Here is a 17,289-nt window from a genome sequence, read left to right as displayed (position 1 = left end):
AAGTCCAGTCTATCCCACCACCGCCGCCACTCACGCGCGGCGGCGCCCCCGTCTGCGGCAAGACTCCTAGGAACTCCACAGGAATCGGGGCGAGCGGTACCTCACGGCCAGCTTGGCCCTCCTGGCTAGCAGCATCGCCCGGCAGTACACGACCCTCGCAAGCGACCCGGAATAGAACGCCCTCGCGTCGCGGCTGAAGATGCGCAGCCTCGCAAGCGCCGCGTCGGCATCGTCCGACTCCAGCGAGTAGGACTGACGGAGCACGGGCCCCTCAAGGTAGACGACACGCAGACCGCTTTCCTTCGCGTCCTGCAGGAAGCGATGGTCCACCAAATCCAGGAACAGGTCCTCGCAGTAGCGCACCTTCGAGTACGCCGCGCGCCTCACGACCATGCCGCTGTTGATCCCGCTGATGTCACGGGCGCCGGCGATCTCCCCCGCATCCGAGAAGGGCCTCGACCTCAGTCCGTCGAAGGTGCTGGGCGAGAGCACGTCCTCCCCCGCCATGACGAGCGGCAGGGCGATGTCCCAGGCCCCGTCAGACTCCCACAGGGCCTCGACCGCCTCGAAGTAGTCGGCGCCCACGGCCGTGTCGTCGTCGAACACGCAGACCACATCCCCGCGGCAGCGCTCGACGCCCGCGTTGTACGCGACGGGCAACCCCTTGTTTCCGCCCATCGAGACAAAGGTCACGCCGCGCTCGGCGGCGCGCGCCTCGTTGTCATTGGCGATCGTGCTGTTGTCGCAGACCACCACCTGACTCACCTGGGGCGCGTCCAGGGCAGCGTCCAGGCAGGCGATGTCGTCGAGCGACTGGTTGTAGACGACAACGAGAACGGAGATGCTCACCTTCTCAGCTCCCTCCGCCTCCTCGCGAGCGCCCTCAGGAGGTTGAGCCTCTGGCGCGCGATCACTCCCAGCGCGCGCCTGCTCGTGGTGACGTTGTCGCCATGCAGGCGGTGCCTCAGGTACACGTCGTCCATGAACGTGATGGAGCCCAGGGCCTCGCACACCATGCCGACCCAGTGGTCGTAGTTGATGACGTCCTCGGGCATGGGCATGATCAGCCGCTTCGACGCCTGCGGGAACGCCATGCAGCACCCGCTGTAGCGGGGTGCCGCAAAGTTGCGCAGCAGCCCGGGCCTGATGCCATACTCCTCGAACAGCGGCCTGGAGATGACTTCGCCCTCGGCATCGATGTGCACCACGTTATGGATGAGAAGGTCGGCCCCCGTCTCGTTGAGCCGCGCGATGACGGCATCGCGCTTGCCGGGAACCCACACGTCGTCCTGGTCACAGATGAACACGACGTCCTTCGCGCATGCGGCGATGGCATTGTTGAAGTTGCCCACGACTCCAGGGCGATCGTTCTCGACGACCCTCACGCGCTCGTCGCGCGCAGCATAGCCCTCGAGGACCTCGAGCGTGCGGTCGCTCGACGCGTCATACGAGACCACGAGCTCATCCTCGGGTCCGAGTTGCTCCAGAACGGAGTCGATCTGCTGCGCGATGAACCTCTCGCCGTTGTAGGCCGCCATGGCGACGGAAGCGGTGCGAAGCACTATCCCACCCTCTCCCACGTACGGCTCTCCTCGCTCCAGCGACGGATGGCCCGCGCGGGCGCACCAGCGACCACGGTGTTTGCGGGGACGGACTTCGTCACGACGGAGTTGGCGCCAATCGTGCAGCCGTCACCGACCTCGACGCCCGGCATGATGCAGACGCCCTCGCCAATCCAGACGTTGTTGCCAATCGCCGTGGGCTTGGTCACCAGTGGACGGTCGTCCGGCGCGACGTCAGGGCTGGAGGCATCTTCCGTGAAGCTGCCGTGGCTCGTATCCGAAATGAAGATGTTCGATGCCATAAGCACGCTGTCGCCAATGCGCACAGACTCGTGCGCCACGATGTGCACGCGGTCGTTCATCTTGCAGCCTTCGCCAATCTCGAGCACCACGCCCTCGCCCGCAAGGTCGAACCTGCAGCCGTAGCCAACCGTGAGCCCACGGCCATAGCGCAGGCGCGCCTTGCCACCCCTCAGGCAGAACGGCAGGCGCACGAGCCGTGCCCCAGGAAAGCGCAGCTTCGTATAAGCAAGGTAGACGCAGTTGCCCAGAAACTCACCTAGCCCGTACTGGCTACGCATCGCGTCCCTCCCGACGGGCGAGGATGGCCTGGATCTTGGAGTTGTCACCCCAAATGGCAGGCGAGTCGTACGGACGGTCGGGATAGCGCCCATACGCAAGGCTGATGCCCAGGTCGTTCTCCTTGATGAAGCCCTCGATGTACTCGCCAAGCGCCACAGTCTCTCCTGAGCAGATATTGATGATCCCGTCGACGTCCGTCTGCTCGACCGCGGCAACGACCTGCGTGCAGAACTGGTCATAGGGAAGGAAGTCGTACTTGCACGTGCCGCTCGTGAACGGGAACTCGGTCTTGCCATCGCCCGCGGCCTGGACGATCTTCGCGAAGATCGAGGAGCCCCTGCCATCGTTCGAGACGAGGTAGAACCCCCTCAGCCACTGGAACGTCACGTCATGCTGGCGACACAGCTCCTGGCAGAGCTGGCGCAGCGCATTCTTCGACACGCTGTAAGGCGTCGTAGGCCTGCAGGGCGTGTCGTCGCAGACCGCACCCTCGTGATAGCCCACCTCGTGCATGGACCCCATCACGGCAACGTGGTGCACGCCAGCCTCCACGCATCGCTTGATGAACGCATAGTGCTTGGGAAGGTCTTCGAGGTGCGACATGTCGTTGTGCACGAAGCCGTTGCGCCAGGCAAGATGAAGCACGGCATCGGGCAGGTCATCGCCCTCGAGCTCAAGCCCGAAGACATCGCCCACGTGTTCGCTCAACAGCGGATGCGAAAGCCCGCACGGCAGAAGCCCCCAGGCGTCCACCTCGACCCCGTCATCCAGCAGTCGCTGAACCACGCCCCTGCCGATATACCCATCAGCGCCAGTTACCAAGACCCTCATCGGCCACCCTTCTCATATCCAGAATAGGGCTCACCCTCGCCCACCAGACTCCGGACAAACGATGCTATCGAGTAAACATCGTATATCTCTTTGGGCAGCTCTTGATAAGGCTCCGAGAAAAACGCAGCGTCAATGCCGCGACTCTCATCCCAGACGGCAACGTTGCCGTACTTGTAGAAGTCGTAGTTGCTAACGTCCGCGTTCGCAGTGATGAGCTTCCTCTTCGCGCCCAGGGTCTCGAGCGTGCGCATGGTAAGTCCGCGCTGGTGCGCCTGGGGCGAGTCGATGATCGCCACCGAGCGCGCGTAGATGTCGGACACCTGCTCGGCCGAGATTGACTCGTGCTCGAACGTCACGCCGCGATACGCTGGGTTCGTCGCCTTCCTCAACAACTCGGCGGACGTCGAGGGCATGTAGAAATACGTGAAGACCCTCAGGCCGCTCTCCCTGAGCGACTGGCAGATAGACGAAACAGCTTCGAACTTGCTGGGCTGGTGCACGCTTCCGATGAAGCACGCGTCATAATCGAAGGATGCCTCCTTCCCCACCGACAGACCTTGGTACGCGTCGCCATAAAAAAGAGGCCTGAGCGAGATCTCCCCCGACTCGCAGTCCCCTGGCTCAAAGGACATAACCTCGTCAAACAGATCCGCACACTCGGCGAATCTCTGGCAGTTAGATAGCGCGTCCCAGAGGTAAGCGACGAAGCGCGTGCCACGCGCCTCCCCCGCCTTGCGAATGCGGGCGAACTGCTCTCTGGTGAAGCAGAACGACATGCCACCCATATACAGGAACTGGTCGTAGGCTCCATCTCGAACTTGCTCGCACACGCGCCTGGCGTATGCCTCAATCATGCCATCGACGAGGCGATAGTCGATGCGTCCCAGCGACTTAAACACAACACCCTCGCTGGGCCTGTCATCGATGCACTCGACCTGATGACCCTGTCGTGCCAGTTCGTCACTCACCCTGCGGCGATAACCAAAAAATGGCGGAGCCATGAGAAGTATCCGAGACATTGCCAACTCCAATTACATCAAACAGACCGGATGAACAAACGGAATGGAGGCAGATCATCAGGCATCTGAGGAGAACCGGTTAACTCGCGCTGAATCGCATGCACCGACGTCAATCGTAGGGTACGCAAATAATGATTATCGCAAATAAACATCCGGACCAGACGCACAGCGAAGAAAACCTATCCCTAGCACTTGGCACTCGTAGAGCTTCAAGTTCATCGAAACGCATCCCGCATCCATCGAAACATGTCCGGCTGAGTGCTGGACCAGGCGCCACAACTCCCAATCTGTTGCCGAGGGCCGGAAAGGCCGGCCCCGAAGAGACTGGAGCCGGAAATGGCAAGGAGGAGAGGGAGCGGGAGGCCGCCGTCGGAGAGGTCGTACTCGAGGCTGACGAGGCACGAGCGCAACACCATCGAGAGGATGCTCGACCGAGGCGCCTCGTGCCGCGAGATCGCGCGCGAGCTGGGCAGGGCGCCGTCGACGGTGGCGGGCGAGGTGGCGCGGCACCGCTTCGTCACGGCGCCGAGGGCCCGCCACGGGGAGCCCGCGCCTGAGGAGGGGCTCGCCGAGGCGTGCGAGCGGCTCGGCTCGTGGCCCCGCTGCCGCGACGGCCGCGGGAGGCGCAGGGCCTACGGCTGCCCGGGGAGGCCGCACGTCTTCTACAACGCGAGGATGGCGCAGCGGGCCGCCGACGCCGGGGCCTCGGAGAGCAGGCGCGGCATCGACGAGACGGAGGAGTCGGTGGCCATGAAGCTCTCCGTGATACGCTCCGACCTCGCGCGCGGCCTCTCCCCGGAGCAGATATCGGCGCTCAGGGGCGAGGAGCTGGGGGTCTCGCGCTCCACGGTCTACCGGTGGGTGGACGCCGGCTACGGCGAGATGACCAACATGGAGCTGAGGCGCAAGGTGGGCTACAGGCCGCGCAAGCGGAAGCGGCCCGGGAGGCCGGCGCGCCACGACCCGCGCAGGTCGCACGACGCCTTCCTGGCGCTCGGCGAGGAGCGCTGCGCCGCCGCCTGGGAGACGGGCACGGTGATGGGCTGCGACGAGGACTCGGCCTGCCTGCTGACGCTGTTCCACCGACCCGGCCGCTTCCAGCTGGCCCTGCCCCTCGCCTCGTGCGGCTGCGGCGAGGTCCCGCGCGCGATCGGGCTCGTGAGGGAGGCCGTGGGCGGCGTCGGGATGGCCCTGCCCCTCGGCAGCGTGCCGGCCGACAACGGCGCCGTGTTCGCGGACGACGGGGCCATCGCGCGGGCGCTGGGCGAGATGCCCGGGCAGACCGCCCTCTACTACTGCGAGCCCAGGAGGTCCGACCAGAAGGGCGGGTGCGAGAAGAACCACGTGGAGATCCGCAAGCTGCTGCCGAGGGGCCGCGGCATCCGCTTCGACCTCCTGACGCCCGCCGACTGCGCGCTCGTGATGAGCCGGGTGAGCTCCGAGTCGAGGGGCAGCCTCGCGTGGATGACCCCGGCCGAGGCGCCGGGGGCCGCCTTCGGGGACGCGGCCGTCGACCTCATGGACGCCTTCGGCATCGAGGAGCTGGGCATGAGGCAGCTCGACCTGACGCTTGGCTGCGTCGAGTGCGCACGCGCGGAGAGGGGTGAGGCGCCGCGCTAAGATCAAACATCAACCTGTATTCGGAACCCCGGTCGACTATCCTATAATTCAAGTATGTCAGCAACTATCGCATCAAAATCTATGCTGTCGTAGTATTTGCGTGCATTCAATGACATTATATCGTGCCTTGAATCAATGTATTTTATAGCCCGCGCTATAGATTCTTCTTCACTGATGTCAGCAACGCAGCCAAAATCGCCACTTTCTAGAGCCAGCCGAATGCCAGGAACATCCGACGAGAGCACAGGCAATCCAAACTGCGTGTATTCCCAAATCTTGTTTGGTGCACAGTATATTGCATTAAAAGGGGACATCCGAGTATTTCGCAATGGAACATATGGCATAAGTCCAATGTAAGCATACTTCGCAAAATCAAGATGATTGGGCGGCTCGATGAAACCAAGATATGTGACACCAGAAAAGTCACGCACAAGCATTTCAACACTATTCTTTGCGTCAGGAGTGTCAGTACGACCCATCAAATACAGAACATACTCATCGCCCAATCGCTCAATTGCCTTAGCAAAGGGGCTTAAATCTCTATCATGAGTAAAAATACCTTGATAGAGCACTATTTTTCGCCGCTCATTCTTAATGGTATTCATGGCCTCATTGTATCGCTCGTTTTTTGGAACCGCGGCCAAGGAATGATAAGCGGGCTTATTTGGCAACACATATGGTACCTTTGGCAGCGACCAGTAAACTTGCTGCATGTACGCGCGATTGTACTCTGGCACGACTACTTTCCATGCTCTGCGCGCAGTCTCTTCAACGGTCTTGTTGCGAAATGGAACTTTGCCAAAAAACAGGGGAACTCTCTCGACGAGCTCCATTAGCTGCATGACATGCTTGTAGTCATACAGCGCTTTTCCAGCTTCTCGAGCAGAGATATCAGTAGTTGTCCAAACAACATCATAAAAGCCTCTACCCCGGTCCAGTTCCTCACGAATAGTTCTTCGGGCATTAAATTGATCAATTTTACGTCGAATGCGATGCTTCGGCCTTTGGCCATAAACAATTGCGTTATCAATCGGAATGCCGATCTTTCTAACGGTGGAATCGTCTCTGGTAATAAGCGTAACGTTTAAATCAAGCCGTTTTAGTGAGGCTAATAGACTGAGAACGGGTGGAAGATATTCGATTTGTTCCTCACATATAACAGCAATATTCATTAATAATCCTTCGTTCACACAGCACTTTTGCAAAAACTAATAAGTTGTAGACCAACGAGGGTGCGCTCGAAAACCAGCTCTTCCTTAGGGCATCGCCCGTTTTCCATCTCGAACATATCGGATTATTTTCTTCAATGGTGGAGTATCAAGCCGCACCATCGGCACCTCAAAACGCCTACAATGCATCTGAAGAACCCATACGTTTAAAAGAATCTCTGAAATATAGCCAAATATGCGCAACTCGGCTTCCGAATATCCACTAGTATCTACTTCATTTTCTAATGCGAACAAAATGTCGAACAACCACTCACAGTATTCGTCGGCGAGCATTTTCGGAGCAATAAACAGATTGCAATAAGATGCATGACAGGAATTGACAACGGCATCAAATGAATCCACGAATGACGCACAGCGCTGTCTAATGATATCTCTAACGATTATTAGATCCTTGTCACGCCCTTCACCTTTTGCATAGATCGTACGAACAGTGTCATTCCGCCAGTAGAACTCTCTCGGCAAAATGATGTCCGACTCTCGCATAATTTGCGTCACATCATTTGCATCGAGAAAAAATCGTGGAGCATTTGAGAGTGGCTTGTTAGAAAAAAACCTTCTATAGTGGCATAAACCGACGATATCAGATTCTTTATCATTCTTCCAAAGCCAGTACAGCCCCGTTAATTCGCAGTAACCAGCATTCTTTTCAGAAATATTGTCCCCTGTGTCGTCACGAATAAAGCCGGTGTGACACTCACGCAGAGCGGAACCCACCTCAATTGGCTTATATGCCTCATCTAAGGGAGTATCAAAGGGCTTGTGTGCAGCGACATAAATACTTGTATTCAATATTTTGTCACATTTGCTATTAGACATTTCCGTCACAACCCAAATTAAGACACCATTAATAATTACCTTCTTCACTTCATACTATCAAGCAACTCAAGTGCATCATTTTGGGTCAGGGGATGGCGGTACAGCAATTCTGTGTAATCACGTACAAACTTTTCGTCAACCAACGCCCAGTCAACTTGCTCCATCAACTTTACTACTGGTTCATCATATCTATATCGAATGATCTCTGCGGGCAAACCGACAACGATGGCATACGGAGGAACATCTTTTGTAACCAAAGCACCGGCTCCAATAACCGCACCCTGTCCGATACTAACACCATCTAAAACTGTTGCGCCGTATCCAAACCACACATCATCACCGACAGTAATGCCACCTTTTGAACCTGATTCCGGAAAACTTTGACCAAGCAGCTTAACCTTAAATGGGAATGTCGAAGCGCTATCAGTTTGATGCTCGTTGTTTAGGACGAACGCAACACCTGGACCTATAGAACAGTAGCTTCCAATAGATAATTTATGCGTATTATTACTTGCGTAAACCTTTAAAACGCCGTATGTATGAGCCCCAACTTCTGCAATTCGTTGAACGCGAGGAGAGCAGTCTGCGCTAAGACTAGTTTCATTGTGCCTATTGTGCAGCCGCCATTCTATTTGATTTTTTTTTGCAATAAGAAATTGCTTAAACCCCAGCACGCAACACTCCATTTCACGGAAAAAATGCATGTTCGAGGAACACTATACATTATGTTAGAGAAAAGTTGAGTCATACGTGTTGACGTCGGTGTAAATCAACCGCAAATGATCGGACGTAGAGTTTCAAGTTCATCGAAACACATCTCGCACCCATCGAAACATGTCCGGCTGAGTGCTGGACCAGGCGCCGCAATCCCCCAATCTATTGCCGAGGGCCGGAGAGGTGCATTCGATACCTTAGAAGTCGACAGTTCGAAATAACGGTGTTCGACACTTCGATAGCGAGCATGCTGAACAAGACGCGGTCTAGCCTAATAGTTGCCGTTATGTCGGTGACGACCTAGGAGGCAGAAGGGAAATGGTCAGCATCCCCAAGGTAAATGTTATACGCAGGATGAGGAGGGAGGGGAAGAGCGTAGCCGAGATCGCGAGGTCGGTCGGAGAAGTACGAGAGGCGGGCGCGGACGGAGCGCGCCAAGGTGCTGGAGAGGGCCCGCAACCTGGTGGCCCACCCCGGCAGGTACACCCGTCACACCCACCACGGCGCGGCCGCCTACGTGAGGAACCTGCACTTCGACGACGACGGCAGCGTGGCCACCAACCGCGAGCTCTCGATCGACGAGGCGGCCGTGGCCGAGGCGGAGCGCTACGACGGCTACTACCTCATCTGCACCAGCGAGACCGACTGGGACGACGACCGGGTGCTGGACGCCTACCGCGAGCTGTGGCGGATCGAGAAGTCGTTCAAGGTCACATAGTCCGAGCTCGAGGCGAGGCCCGTGTTCGTCTGGACGAGGCCCCGCATCGAGGCGCACTTCTCCTCGTGTGCTACGTCGACCTGACGATCCTGCGCCTGCTCCAGAGGGCCACGGGCGTCCCCGCCGCGCGCGTCCGCAAGGAGCTGGCGGCCATGTCCTGCTCCGCCCTCGACGCCAACTGGTGGCTCTTCGACCACCGCACGGACGAGTCCGACGCGATTCTGGAGGCCGTCGGCCCCCCCGAGCTCAGGCGCAAGAACATGACCACCGCGGACGTCAGGGGGGTCTTCGCGAAGGCCAAGAGGGCGGGTGTTAGCGTCGGCTTAAATCAACCCTTAATCGTCGGACTTAATCAACCAATCCGAGTCAAACATAATCAACCAGACCCCTCCATCGAAGGCAGGCCATCGAACCTGCCCGCGTCTCCTATGCTGGTGCTGCATCACGCCGGCGTTAGGAGGACAGATGAATGGATAGCAAGTTCGATGGCCTACAGGAGATTATAGATAAGGCCCTCGCCTCCATGGAGGCCGAGTCGACCGGAGACTTCGACCCGCAGGAGTGCAACCTAGCGGAGTTCTGCCGCAGGACCGGGCTCACGAGGCAGAGGGCCAGGACCATCAAGGCCAACGGCTTCAGGGTGAAGCCCCACGGCCGACTTGGGATGAAGGCCGGCAGCACCGTGCTCAGCGGCCACACCGGTTTTGTCGACGACCAGCTTCGCAAGGGCGTCACCAACTCGCAAGTCGTCTACGAGCGACTGCTGGAGCAGGGGTACGAGGGCGGCCTCACCACCGTCAAGGTCTACATGGCAGACCACGCCGACCTCGTTCCCGCCAAGCGGCGGGCGACCGGCCCCCAGCGAGGGAGCGGCCAGCGGTTTCGGTCCGGACCGGCCGAATCCTACCAGATGGACTGGGGGTTCGCGAACGTCGAGGACTGGGCGGGCCGCAGGTACAGGGTCGCGTGCTTCGCAATGGTGTGCCACCACTGCGGGACGCCCTACGTCGAGTTCTTCCCCAACGCGCGCCAGGAGAACCTGTTCATCGGCATGCTCCACGCGTTCGGGCGCCTCGGGGTGCCCGACGGGGTCCTGACCGACAACATGAAGAGCGTCGTGAGCCGCAGGGACGCGGAGGGCAGGCCGGTGTGGAACGGCGAGTACGAGGCGTTCATGGACAGCGTCGGCTTCACGACCAGGCTATGCAAGCCAAGGCACCCGTTCACCAAGGGCAAGGTCGAAAGGCTCGTGCGCTTCGTGAAGGAGAGCTTCCTCGCGGGCAGGACGTTTGAGGACCTCGAATCGCTCAACAGGGACGCCCTGGATTGGTGCGACGCGCAGGCCGGCAGGTACCGAAGGTCGGCCGGCCATGTCCCGGCCGAGGTTCACAGCCGCCTCTGCTCCGCCCACGCCCGCGAGGTGAGGGATCCCGCGGCCGCGGAGCGGTACCTCTGCCCGTTGAGGAGGATCTCGTTCGACGGCTTCGTCAGCTTCGAGGGCGGAAGGTACGGCGTCCCGTACTGGTACTCCGGCAGCACGTGCCGGGTGAGCCGCGAGGGCGGCACCCTCCACATCTACTCGGAGGACCTCTCCCGCGAGCTGGTCTGCCACGAGGTCGACAGGTCCCGAGCCGACTCGTGGTGCGATGGCCAGTGGCCCGACTCGCAGCCGGAGGAGTCCCCGAGCCAAGAGGTCACGACGACGGTGACGAGGGCCAAGCCGAGGGCGGACACCGCGTTCGCCAAGTTCGACTTCTCCAGGGAGGTGATGTAGCGGTGGCGGCACGGGCATCGGAAGGCTCAACCCCGTTCGAGCGCGCGTGCGCCGCCGCCGGGGAGCTGAGGATCAGGATCGGGCCGGAGGAGCTGGCCAGCCTGGCGTCGGACAACGACATGCGAGAAAGGGAGGTCGAGGCCATCGCGACGGTGTTCGGCTACCTCGCCGAGAAGCGGAGGCGCTCCACGGTCGAGACCCTCCTGCGGCTGAGCAGGCTGCCGAGCAAGGAGCCCAAAACCTTCGACAACTTCGACTTCGGGCGCATTCAGGGCCGCGACGCGTGCGCGCTCGCGGAGCTGTCGGCCCTCTCGGACCTCTACGCGGGTCGCAACATAGCGTTCATCGGACCTGGGGGAATCGGGAAGACGCACCTTGCCCAGGCCTACGGGCGCGAGTGCTGCCTCAGGGGCCTCAAGACCTACTACGTCAAGGCCAGCGAGCTCGCGGACAAGATCTCGTCGGCCATAAAGAGGAGCAACGCGTCGCGCATGGTGAACACACTGGTGAAGCCGTCGTGCCTGATCATAGACGAGGTCGGCAGGAGGAAGTTCGACCGAGAGTGCACGGACCTGCTCTTTGACGTCATCGACCGGCGCTACGAGAAGGAGGGGCCCAACACCATGATTCTCACCAGCAACGCCGTCGCCAGCGACTGGCACGAGTTCTTCGAGGGCGACGACACGCTCCTGTGCGCCCTGGACCGCGTGTTCGACAAGGCCTCGGTGTTCATGATGCGAGGCCCGAGCTACCGCGGGCGTGAGCTCGACACGTTTTCCGTCGAGGCCGTGCCGTCGGCCACGAAGCAAAGAGGCATGCGAGACGCGACTGCGTAGTCCACAGTAAACACGATGCGATCGCCGGCGTGATGCAAACTAGATACGACGACGCGAGGAGAGCTGGGATGTGGTTGGTTGATTTCGCCCGACTCAATTTGGTTGGAAACGCCCGACGCTAGTTGGTTGATTTAAGCCGACGTCAACACGGGAATACCGCACAAGAAAAAAACACCTGCATAGAGGTAGTTTCCGCAGGTCAGATTGGCATTTTCTGCTCAACCAGCTGCCAAAGTCAGGTTTTGTCTATACTATCGCCCTGCCCTACGCAAGAAGCGCGAGGCACGACCAGAAGGCGGAGACGGGAAGTCGCCTCGCTTCGCGAAAGATCATCTTCTTGTTCCACGTCTCAACTGGGCAGCCCGGCTCATCGGGTTTCTGGTAGGCAAAGCCGCTGCATAGGCACGACCGCCATCGCCAATCCGAGCCTTCTTTCCGCGCTCGGCAGCATCGATTAACGCCGACTCAAGGCCGCCATCTAAACACTGTCTCCCAAAAAGAACGTTGACTCTCTATCCTTAATCATTTCGCATTAATTGGTTCTTCGCAATCAGTCAAGAACCAATGGGTGCGCTTATGTAGGCATAAACCAAGGTTGATATATCGTGCCAACTGATGAAATCTGCTACCAGGACAAATCTTGTTCTTCCACATAAAGCGAACGGCATAATAGCCACCGCGTTCAAAAGTCTTCTTCAGTTCTTCACCACGCCAATCGAGCGAATCAATGCTATTAAGAACTTCAAAAGAAGACCAAAACATGTGTGATTGAGCATCAATTACATCCCCGAAAGCCATGGCTCGTCGAATGGCTTTCAATAATCCATACTTTCTGGGTAGACCCGTGACGTTCGAATCATGACGCCTATATCTCACTAGAGGCTTCGGAATACATTCGACGTGCCCCAACAAGACAGCGTGCTTCGCATACCAATTATCATGGCTCAGATCATTTCTATTATTAACAGGCAGTTTAGCAGCCTCCCAGAGGGCTTTATTTATCGCTGCGGTTGTTCCCCAAACAAAGCAATGCGAGAAAAAAAGGTCAAGCGGATGACTTTGTAGGTCAATATCAGAATAATCACTCATAAATGAACCCAAAGAGTTCCCCGTGGCATCCATGAGCTCGAGATCCGTATAGCAAAGTAATGGACACCGTTTTCCGTATTGGCGCTCCATCCTTGACAAGACATCGATTTCAGTTCGCATTTTATCAGGGTGCCAGTAGTCGTCTTGGTCGCAGAAGAAATAATAGTCTGCACAACTGCCGTAATTATCCTTATAAAACTCGAACAAATTGTAATAATTTATGTACGCTCCGTGCGGCCCACGATTCTGAATCACTTTAATGCGAGGGTCTAGAGACTCAAAGTCCCTGAGTATTTCAATGGTTCCGTCACTTGACCCGTCATCGCTAATAAACAGAACCCAGTCGCCAAATGACTGATTTATAACACTATTAATCTGATCAGAAAGATACTTTGCACCGTTATAAGTGGTCATGAAGATCACGGACTGTTTTTTGCCGCTCATGAGTCCGGTCCCAAGTCTTCCTTAATTCGAGTGGTAGAAATCTCTGGCGTACGGGGAAGGTAGACCACCTCGGCACCCTCTTTCTCAAGGAAGTCAAACTTGCCCTTCCAATCATCCCCCATCACAAAAGTATCAATATGATACTCATGAATGTCAGTCTTTTTTTGCTCCCACGACTCCTCGGGAATCACTAGATCCACGTAACGAATGGCTTCAAGAAGACGCTTTCTCTCCTCATACGAGAAATAGCACTTCTTCTGCTTTTCATTCCAATTAAACTCATCAGTCGAAAGCGCAACCACCAGATAATCTCCCAGAGCCTTTGCACGCTGCAGTAAATTAATGTGGCCGTAGTGCAGCAAATCAAAAGTTCCATATGTGATAACACGTTTCATGTTATTTCTGTTCCTCGCGGTTCGTGGATTCCAGCACGGAAAGAAGGCCAATTCTGTCAGCTAAACCTCTGCGACAATCATAGCCCTTGTACTCATGAATCAAATCGCGGGTCTTGCCCCTTTCCTCGCAGTATGAATCGTCCCCACTACAAACGGCAGCCACGAAAGAGCACAGCTCATCAAATGAGTAGATATGTTGACCTGGCATCATATCTTTTGCGTCCGGAAAGATAAAGCCACGCATCTTTTGATAGCTCTCGTAATCATCAAGCGTAAACCCAATTGGTCGATCGAGTAAAAGAAAGTCAAAGTAAATTGATGAATAGTCCGTAAGCAGTGAATCGAAAGCAGCCACAAATTCATAGAGGCGAAGGCCCTCGGCTCTGATCATCTCGTCGTTAACAAAAACAATATTCTGAAACTGCTCACCCTGGAGCCCAGAGCTCTTAGCAAGCGCATAGGGATGAGCTTTAATGAAAAGGATTCCGCCCTTTTCGCCAAGCCAAGAATCAAGCCTGTGAAGCAGTTCGACACTCGTAGCTATCGGCAATCCTGTAGAAGTTTCAATATCAGAATTATCGTAACGTCCATCAAATGACTTTCTAAAAGTCGGCATCCATAGAATTGTTCTTGACGAATCTGCAAAGTGAGCAAATCTATGCAAGTCACAATCATTCGAACATAGATAATCATTTCGCGGTAGCCCAGAAATGATTACCTGATCTTCCCTACAACCGAAAACGCGGGCCATTATTGGAGCAAACAGCCTTGACGTCGCGATCGTATATGAAAAATCAGCTATGTCCTCTGCCTCGATAACTGCGTCATTGGACAACTTCCCGATTCTTTTAAGAGGCATGCCGTGCCACAGATTAACCACCACTTGGTCTTCTGAAGGAACAATTCTCATGCCCCCATATGTGAAAAGCACAAATCCCGATCGCATGTATTCAAAGATTCCACGAACAGTACCTACCGTCCTGTGCCTACCCGGTAGTTCTGGCCCTTTTGCACGATTCGGAAGACAGAACACGATGTCAAGTTTCTCATCGTATCCGTTATCCACCAGCCAAGAATAGAAAGCCTCGTTGTTATCAACGATACGCCCGTACATGGAGCTGTAAAAAAGTACACGATGTTTGTTCTTTTTTACCCACCTGTTAATCTGCGACATGCCGCTCAGAACGAAAAGAGCAGCACTCCTTGTTGCACGAAGTGATTTAACTGTCGAAAAAAAGCTCATATAGCGTCACCACGACCCTGCCCCAATAGCTTCACCGCGCCCCTCCTCACTCCACTAGTCACAGATATATCCATTTTTTCAAGTAGAGCTATCTAAAAAACATCTACGGGGCAAGGAGATTAAAGAGCGGTTGTTCATAATATACAAAAGCAAGCTGAAGACAATACGCTCCCCAATTCAATCCGCGCCTAAGGAAGTTGGCCTCATGCCCTGACTTCCTTTTTAAGTACGTTAGACACTAAGTAATAGACGAATATGAAGAGAACGAAAATGTTTAGCTTGTATAAAGTGGCGCTTGCCTTAAGAGCAAACTGCTTTTTACCCCTACTCCGTCGCTTGCCAAAGCTAAGATACTTGTTCTTTCGCCAAGACGGCATGGCAGAGTCAAGCCAATGCAATTCCCCGCGAGCAAGCGAGAGCGCCCTGCCCATATTGGAAAAGGCAAGACGTGTCACTCCCCCCACCGAGCTCCTAATAAACACTTGGCACTCAAACATCTCACGATACGGCGCATGCGCTCCAGAGGAGAACTTGGGCAATAACTTCGCAAACTCTTGGTGCATGGACTCATACTTGGCATCATCCATTTCGGCAGTAAGCGAGTTCCGGCGCACTCGATAGTGGTAGAGAGCATTGTTAGTGAACTTGACACTCTTAAGATTAGGGAGCGATTCAAACAGATAGCACGTATCCTCAGAGCGTTTAATTTGCCTAAAGCGAACACCTTTGATGCCATCAAACCTATATAGTTTCGCGTAGGCACAGGGGTTGATGAACGCAAGGTCATCACAAAGTGCAGAGTCATCGAACAGCTCATCACTGTAATTGACCATCTCCGTCGCAAGGACATGCTCAGTGCCGTCCTCAAATCTAACTATTCCACTAACGCTCAAATCCGCATCGAAGGTCTTTGCGGCATCGTGCAAATCCTCAAGATATGTAGGTTCAAACCAGTCATCAGGATCCAAAAAAGTCACGTACTCGGTTGGATGCTCTTCAACCCAATCAAGACCAGTATTTCTCGTCCCGCTCAGTCCAAGATTCTTCTTGTTTTGCAACAATACGAATCTATCACCTAGAGCCGATCCAGCTTTCTTCGCACGAACGAACGTATCGTCGGTAGCACAATCGTCCACCATAACAAGGCGAAAACCCTGATAGGTCTGAGCATTAACGCAGGAAAAGAATTCATCGAGATACTTGCTCACATTGTAAGCCGGCACAACGATACTGATGTCGATCGTCGGGTTGGCGGACATACTAGTAGCTCCCATCGCCATGCAGCACGGCACCAAAGGTCTTAGCGATAATCTTTATATCCGTCCAGATAGACATGTCCTGAATGTAGTCGAGGTCGAGCTCTACCCAGTCTTCCCAGTCAATTCTCGAGCGTCCCATCACCTGCCAGTAGCAGGTAAGACCAGGCTTAACGAGAAGCCTTTGGGCCTCATGGGGAGTGAACTCCTTCGTGCGCTGGATCGCGCGTGGACCGACGATGGACATCTCGCCCTTGATGATGTTCACAAGCTGGGGAAGCTCGTCAATGGAGGTCTTGCGGATAAAATCCCCGACCTTGGTGATGCGGGGGTCGTTCTCGATCTTAAAGGCGGGTCCAGTCTGCTCATTCTGCTTGAGGAGATCCTTGAGCTTGGACTCCGCATCGCGGTACATTGAGCGGAACTTGTACATCTTAAAGGGCTTCCCATCGAGGCCCTCGCGAGGCGCAGCATAAATAACGGGACGTCCGTCCTCGACCATGATGGCAATAGCAGCCCCAAGCATCACGGGCGAAAGGATAATAAGTGCACCGCCCGAGAGAACGATATCAGCCACACGCTTCACTACTTTGTAGTAAAGCGGCTTCCCATCCCTAACAAGCTTCATATTCTCACGGTCAACAAGGGAACGGCGAGCAAGACGCTCATCACTAACCCGAAAGCCTTCAACCTCTGCAGCTTCAGCAACGGCGTCAAACTCTGTCATCAATCCACCTCGCATAAATATATGTATAAAACAATCGATCTCAAATGCAGTGATTCAAAACACGTATGAATCATCAGCATGATAAACCCGTCCAAATAGCGACGGGAACATAGCACCGGCTCAGAAAGCGAATCAATAAATCGAACACGATAAGCATGCTGACCGAAAAATCGAAAAAAGGCATCCTTCCTAATTTGATTATATGTAAAGAACAGCATAACAATCCGCACGAGCGGTGCTATCGAGAGCTCGGTGAACATACAACGCGAGAAGCGCATCTTCGGGCAAGATTAATACGGTGATTAACAGAGCTCTTCAAGGTAAGCGCAAGGGCTCCAGAAGACATCCGAATCATCAAGGCATGTCGGCCACTTCGTTAACCGCGAACTTCTCTCCCATACGCCAAGCCCATGCGCATTAGCATTACTGCATAT

At 55.7% G+C, this 17,289-nt stretch carries 18 protein-coding genes; 5 read left to right on the top strand and 13 right to left on the bottom strand.

All coding sequences use genetic code 11. The features are described from left to right. Positions 1-66: 66 nt before the first annotated feature. The 5 genes from M5D76_RS04800 to M5D76_RS04780 are packed head-to-tail and all read right to left on the bottom strand — an operon-like array spanning position 67 to position 3,976. Complete coding sequence (locus tag M5D76_RS04800) at positions 67-849, bottom strand: glycosyltransferase (protein ID WP_248922241.1); 783 nt, start codon at positions 847-849, stop codon at positions 67-69. Next, positions 846-1,562, bottom strand: coding sequence for a glycosyltransferase (locus M5D76_RS09265; protein WP_248922240.1), 717 nt, complete (start codon positions 1,560-1,562; stop codon positions 846-848). Before M5D76_RS09265 ends, M5D76_RS04800 begins: the two co-directional genes overlap by 4 nt. Next, the gene (locus M5D76_RS04790; RefSeq protein ID WP_248922239.1) at positions 1,562-2,143 is read right to left on the bottom strand and encodes a DapH/DapD/GlmU-related protein; all 582 of its coding nucleotides are present in this window, start codon (positions 2,141-2,143) and stop codon (positions 1,562-1,564) included. The genes M5D76_RS09265 and M5D76_RS04790 overlap by 1 nt, the downstream gene beginning before the upstream one ends. Continuing rightward, positions 2,136-2,975 (bottom strand): NAD-dependent epimerase/dehydratase family protein, encoded by an 840-nt coding sequence (locus M5D76_RS04785; protein ID WP_248922238.1) that lies wholly within the window; start codon positions 2,973-2,975, stop codon positions 2,136-2,138. Before M5D76_RS04785 ends, M5D76_RS04790 begins: the two co-directional genes overlap by 8 nt. Further along, on the bottom strand, positions 2,972-3,976 hold the full coding sequence (locus tag M5D76_RS04780) for a WaaS/CpsH family glycosyltransferase (RefSeq protein WP_487250683.1): 1,005 nt from the start codon (positions 3,974-3,976) through the stop codon (positions 2,972-2,974). The genes M5D76_RS04785 and M5D76_RS04780 overlap by 4 nt, the downstream gene beginning before the upstream one ends. Before the next feature lie 354 nt (positions 3,977-4,330). Here M5D76_RS04780 and M5D76_RS04775 point away from each other — a divergent pair, with 354 nt between their 5' ends. Continuing rightward, positions 4,331-5,614 carry a helix-turn-helix domain-containing protein gene (locus tag M5D76_RS04775; protein ID WP_248922236.1) on the top strand — a complete coding sequence of 428 codons (1,284 nt, stop codon included), beginning with the start codon at positions 4,331-4,333 and terminating at the stop codon, positions 5,612-5,614. Positions 5,615-5,655: 41 nt separating this feature from the next. Here the strand turns inward: M5D76_RS04775 and M5D76_RS09260 are convergent, their stop codons facing one another. The 3 genes from M5D76_RS09260 to M5D76_RS04760 form a co-directional block, all read right to left on the bottom strand. Beyond that, positions 5,656-6,804: a glycosyltransferase gene (locus M5D76_RS09260; protein ID WP_248922235.1), complete on the bottom strand. Its 1,149-nt coding sequence runs from the start codon at positions 6,802-6,804 to the stop codon at positions 5,656-5,658. A gap of 66 nt (positions 6,805-6,870) precedes the next feature. After that, the gene (locus M5D76_RS04765) at positions 6,871-7,707 is read right to left on the bottom strand and encodes a DUF4422 domain-containing protein (protein ID WP_248922234.1); all 837 of its coding nucleotides are present in this window, start codon (positions 7,705-7,707) and stop codon (positions 6,871-6,873) included. Further along, positions 7,704-8,333 (bottom strand): CatB-related O-acetyltransferase, encoded by a 630-nt coding sequence (locus M5D76_RS04760; protein ID WP_248922233.1) that lies wholly within the window; start codon positions 8,331-8,333, stop codon positions 7,704-7,706. The genes M5D76_RS04765 and M5D76_RS04760 overlap by 4 nt, the downstream gene beginning before the upstream one ends. Positions 8,334-8,812: 479 nt before the next feature. Between M5D76_RS04760 and M5D76_RS04755 the strand changes: the two genes are divergently transcribed. The 4 genes from M5D76_RS04755 to M5D76_RS04740 all read left to right on the top strand — a co-directional run bounded on the left by M5D76_RS04755 (position 8,813) and on the right by M5D76_RS04740 (position 11,701). Further along, the gene (locus tag M5D76_RS04755; protein ID WP_248922232.1) at positions 8,813-9,091 is read left to right on the top strand and encodes a hypothetical protein; all 279 of its coding nucleotides are present in this window, start codon (positions 8,813-8,815) and stop codon (positions 9,089-9,091) included. A 65-nt stretch (positions 9,092-9,156) separates the two neighbouring features. Further along, positions 9,157-9,597, top strand: coding sequence for a hypothetical protein (locus tag M5D76_RS04750; RefSeq protein WP_248922231.1), 441 nt, complete (start codon positions 9,157-9,159; stop codon positions 9,595-9,597). Continuing rightward, positions 9,561-10,865: a DDE-type integrase/transposase/recombinase gene (locus tag M5D76_RS04745; RefSeq protein WP_248921882.1), complete on the top strand. Its 1,305-nt coding sequence runs from the start codon at positions 9,561-9,563 to the stop codon at positions 10,863-10,865. Before M5D76_RS04750 ends, M5D76_RS04745 begins: the two co-directional genes overlap by 37 nt. Positions 10,866-10,867: 2 nt before the next feature. Continuing rightward, positions 10,868-11,701, top strand: a complete 834-nt coding sequence (locus M5D76_RS04740; RefSeq protein ID WP_248921430.1) for an ATP-binding protein — start codon at positions 10,868-10,870, stop codon at positions 11,699-11,701. Positions 11,702-12,223: 522 nt separating this feature from the next. Here M5D76_RS04740 and M5D76_RS04735 read toward each other — a convergent pair. The 5 genes from M5D76_RS04735 to M5D76_RS04715 form a co-directional block, all read right to left on the bottom strand. Continuing rightward, positions 12,224-13,204: a glycosyltransferase family 2 protein gene (locus tag M5D76_RS04735; protein WP_248922357.1), complete on the bottom strand. Its 981-nt coding sequence runs from the start codon at positions 13,202-13,204 to the stop codon at positions 12,224-12,226. Between the two features lie 26 nt (positions 13,205-13,230). Then, positions 13,231-13,629 (bottom strand): glycerol-3-phosphate cytidylyltransferase, encoded by a 399-nt coding sequence (gene tagD / locus M5D76_RS04730; RefSeq protein WP_248922230.1) that lies wholly within the window; start codon positions 13,627-13,629, stop codon positions 13,231-13,233. Position 13,630: 1 nt separating this feature from the next. Then, the gene (locus M5D76_RS04725; RefSeq protein WP_248922229.1) at positions 13,631-14,872 is read right to left on the bottom strand and encodes a CDP-glycerol glycerophosphotransferase family protein; all 1,242 of its coding nucleotides are present in this window, start codon (positions 14,870-14,872) and stop codon (positions 13,631-13,633) included. Positions 14,873-15,075: 203 nt separating this feature from the next. Next, positions 15,076-16,131, bottom strand: coding sequence for a glycosyltransferase family 2 protein (locus tag M5D76_RS04720; RefSeq protein WP_248922228.1), 1,056 nt, complete (start codon positions 16,129-16,131; stop codon positions 15,076-15,078). 1 nt (position 16,132) lies between these two features. Next, positions 16,133-16,855, bottom strand: a complete 723-nt coding sequence (locus tag M5D76_RS04715; RefSeq protein ID WP_248922227.1) for a sugar transferase — start codon at positions 16,853-16,855, stop codon at positions 16,133-16,135. Positions 16,856-17,289 lie beyond the last annotated feature (434 nt).

It is taken from the genome of Olsenella intestinalis (assembly GCF_023276655.1).
Taxonomy (GTDB): Bacteria; Actinomycetota; Coriobacteriia; order Coriobacteriales; family Atopobiaceae; genus Olsenella_J; species Olsenella_J intestinalis.
Note: the sequence above shows the minus strand (reverse complement) of the source record. Positions and strands in the feature narration are given on the sequence as shown.